This is a genomic window from Microcystis sp. M53603_WE2 (assembly GCF_030065435.1).
The window spans coordinates 1-3,280 of sequence record NZ_JASJFF010000631.1; the positions used below are offsets into that span (position 1 = coordinate 1).

The 3,280-nt window shown below is 45.7% G+C and carries 4 protein-coding genes; 3 read left to right on the forward strand and 1 reads right to left on the reverse strand.

Translation table 11 applies throughout. The features are described from left to right. The first annotated feature begins 14 nt into the window (after positions 1–14). Together PX481_RS13445 and PX481_RS30135 are read left to right on the forward strand one after the other, a co-directional pair. Positions 15–1,124, forward strand: coding sequence for an iron-containing alcohol dehydrogenase family protein (locus PX481_RS13445; protein WP_012265683.1), 1,110 nt, complete (start codon positions 15–17; stop codon positions 1,122–1,124). Positions 1,125–1,596: 472 nt separating this feature from the next. Further along, positions 1,597–1,764, forward strand: coding sequence for a hypothetical protein (locus PX481_RS30135; RefSeq protein WP_502846643.1), 168 nt, complete (start codon positions 1,597–1,599; stop codon positions 1,762–1,764). A 155-nt stretch (positions 1,765–1,919) separates the two neighbouring features. Here PX481_RS30135 and PX481_RS29735 read toward each other — a convergent pair whose 3' ends face one another. After that, on the reverse strand, positions 1,920–1,964 hold the full coding sequence (locus PX481_RS29735; protein WP_110980728.1) for a helix-turn-helix domain-containing protein: 45 nt from the start codon (positions 1,962–1,964) through the stop codon (positions 1,920–1,922). A gap of 89 nt (positions 1,965–2,053) precedes the next feature. Here PX481_RS29735 and PX481_RS13450 point away from each other — a divergent pair, with 89 nt between their 5' ends. Beyond that, entirely contained in the window at positions 2,054–3,187 is a 1,134-nt protein-coding gene (locus tag PX481_RS13450; protein ID WP_002757004.1) for a HetZ-related protein 2, read from the forward strand. Positions 3,188–3,280 lie beyond the last annotated feature (93 nt).

Sequence of the window (3,280 nt, forward strand, 5' to 3'; positions counted from 1 at the left end):
GAGGTTGTCAAAAAATGTCCAATGCTGTCGCTGTTTTGCCCCTGTTAATCGCCCCCGCACAAGTGATTCGGGGTGACAATGCCCTAGAAGAATCCACCGGCAAATTAGCGGATTTGGGTAAACGTCCCCTCGTGGTGGGCGGCGATCGCAATTTAGCTTTTTTGTCATCTCCCCTGAAAAATCTCACTCCTAGCTATCACAGTTACGCCCCCGATTGTTCGGAAAATTCCTTAGCATATTTAAAGGCATCTGTCAAGAGTCATGAGGCAGATTTTATCATCGGTGTGGGTGGCGGCAAGGCCCTCGATACGGCCAAATTACTCGCCCATCAGTGCCATTTGCCGATCGCCACGATTCCCACCTCCGCGGCCACTTGTGCCGCTTGGACGGCCCTATCTAACGTTTATTCCGATGCGGGGGCGTTTCTTTACGATCTGTCCCTAGCCCGTTGTCCGGATTTATTAATTCTCGATTACGGTATTATCCAAACTGCCCCGAAAAGAACCTTAATCGCCGGTATTGGCGATGCGATCGCTAAATGGTACGAAGCTTCCGTCAGTAGCGGTCATTGCACAGAAACCTTAATCATTGCCGCTGTCCAACAGGCCCGGGTTTTGCGGGATATTCTTTTCCAAAAATCCCCGGCAGCCCTGGAAAATATCGGCGGGGAGGACTGGAAACAGGTGGTAGATGCCACCGTTTTATTAGCCGGAGTAATTGGTGGTTTAGGGGGTGCTAATTGTCGTACCGTGGCCGCCCATGCAATTCATAATGGTTTAACCCATATTCCCGCTTGCCATCATGCCCTGCACGGGGAAAAAGTCGCCTACGGCATTCTCGCCCAATTGCGTCTAGAGGAAATAGTTTTGGGTAATCAATTGGCAGTATCGGCCCGGGGGCAACTAATCCAGTTTTATGAACAAATTGGTTTACCGAAATCCCTAGAGGATTTAGGATTAAGAGATGTTTCCCTGGCCCAGTTGCGCCACGCGGCCGCAATTGCCTGTCAGCCTAATTCGGACATTCATCGTCTGCCTTTTACGGTTTCCCCGGAACAAGTTATGGCGGCCATGGTTTCCACTACCACTGCCGATACAATCGGGCAGAAAGTTAAAGCTAATTAACGGGAATATTTTCGGGACTGATTATTAACGGAGGCAGGGGGCAGGAGGCCGTTTTTGTAACGGGGATTTATGCCCCGCTCCCAAAACTTTTCGCCTTAAAAGGCGAGGTTTTAGACCCGATTTTTTTCGATAAAATTCTCACCTATAGCCCTAGGTTTTGAGCAGCAAATCAATCACAGCGCTCAACTAAACCATCCTGAAAGTCCCCCAAACCTGAAAATCCTGATGCTGACAATTAAAAGAATAATCACCCTGCAATTGTGGGTTGGGTTGAATGATAGTGAAACCCAATAGGGAGTAAGCGTTGGGGGTGGTGCGTTCCCAAATACAAATTAATGTTAAAGCCACAATGGTTTGAGGGAACGCACCCTACAGGCTCATGCTGAATAGGACAAAAACAAATGGAAGGAGTAAAAAAATGCCGACGATAGATATATAAAAAACACGGCAAGCCTGGACAAACTTAAAGCAAATACTCTTTATCCCTCGCAACGAATCAGAATATGAACAATTAGTAATTATGTTAGATGATTTGATAGATGAAATAGGGGAAAATGAAAATCATCCTCTTGCTTCTTTAATGGAAATGTTGGGAATATTAATAGAAAATTATGAACAGGAGAATGTTCCCCAATTATAAATGGTAGGGGTGGTGCGTTCCCAAATATTGGTTAACCTTGAAATTGTCATGTTTTCAGGGAACACACCCTAGGAAGGGATGCGCACCGCAAAGCGGAACTCTTCGAGATCGCCCTAAATCCTTATCCGGCAAAAGACTTAATTGATTAGTTCGTTCTAGTCGGGTGTTGGGTAAAATCGGTAGCGATAGGCTTTCTCCATGGCTCAGGTTCTAGCATATATCGTGTAAATGCGCTAATATTCAAACTAAAGCCGTCCTCAAAAGACGGGGTTTGGAACTCAATTTTTCGATGACGACAATAATCGACGAGTTAAGGCAACAATGGCAAGATCGCCTCTCTCAAACAGAGGATTCCTTAACCGATCGCCAACGGGATACCATTATCAATTGGTTACTCGGTGAAGATAGCCAACGTTGGGAAAATTTAGATGAGAGAGATTTAGAAATCGCTAAACGGGGATTAGTCTATCTTTGGCAAATTTTACGGCAACGCTATCTCAAAGTTAGTCCCACCCGCGGCTATCGTAACCTGATCGATCGTCTCGGCGCTTGTGTCACTCTCCGGCAAAAAATTCGCACTTGGGTTTCCTTAAGTCGCGATCGTCGGCAAGCGGTGGCCGATGTCTTGCAAGAAATTATTCAAGAGATGTTAAATAGCGATCGCTATCTGCAATCCCAGTTAGCATGGATCGCTCGTTGTACCACCGATCAAGCTACTCGCGATCAGCTGCTGTTAGCCACCCTAGAGGAATACGCTCTGCGTCCGATCCGCAATCAACCCCTGTTAGCCTATCGTTTTGTTAATTATCTCCGTCGTCAATCGAGAAGCGGTATCACTAATGTGCCGCGGCAAGAAATGATCCGGATTCTCTCCGATGAAATTAGTGGCGATGAGGGGGAAAATAGCTTAAGTTTACTGGATCAAAATGCGATCGCTACCTACGAAGATGAACGCACTTGCCAAGAAGCGCAAATTCTCCGGGTAAAAGTTCAAGAGAGTTTTGCTAAGTATCTAGAGGAAAATGTTAGTCCGGAGGCGGTGACTTGGTTTAACCTCTATCTAGGGGGCGAAAGCCAAGATGCGATCGCCTTGGCGATGAATATTCCCGTCCAACGGATTTATCGTCTCCGGGAAAAAGTTGGCTATCATGCGATTAAGGTTTTTGCCCTCAAGGAAGGGACAGAATTAATCAGTGAATGGTTACAAATCAGCCCGAAAGAGCATAATTTTGGCTTAACTCTCAGTCAATGGCAAAGTTTCTATGCTGCCCTTTCTCCCACGGGTAAAAGCGTTATCGATGGCTTAAAAGCGGGTAAAACCCTTGAGGAAATCGCTGGCGAATTAAACTGTAAACGCACACAAGTGGTCAAAGAATGGACGCAACTTTATCTAAGCGCCCAAAGTCTCAGGACAAAAACCTAATCAGTTATCAGTTATCAGTTATCAGTTATCAGTTATCAGTTATCAGTTATCAGTTATCAGTTATCAGTTATCAGTTATCAGTTATCAGTTATC

What these genes read in the sequence shown, in the direction of transcription:
- PX481_RS13445 (WP_012265683.1), top strand. Translation starts at nt 15, where the DNA reads ATGTCCAATGCTGTCGCTGTTTTGCCCCTGTTAATCGCCCCCGCACAA.
- PX481_RS13450 (WP_002757004.1), top strand. Translation starts at nt 2,054, where the DNA reads ATGACGACAATAATCGACGAGTTAAGGCAACAATGGCAAGATCGCCTC.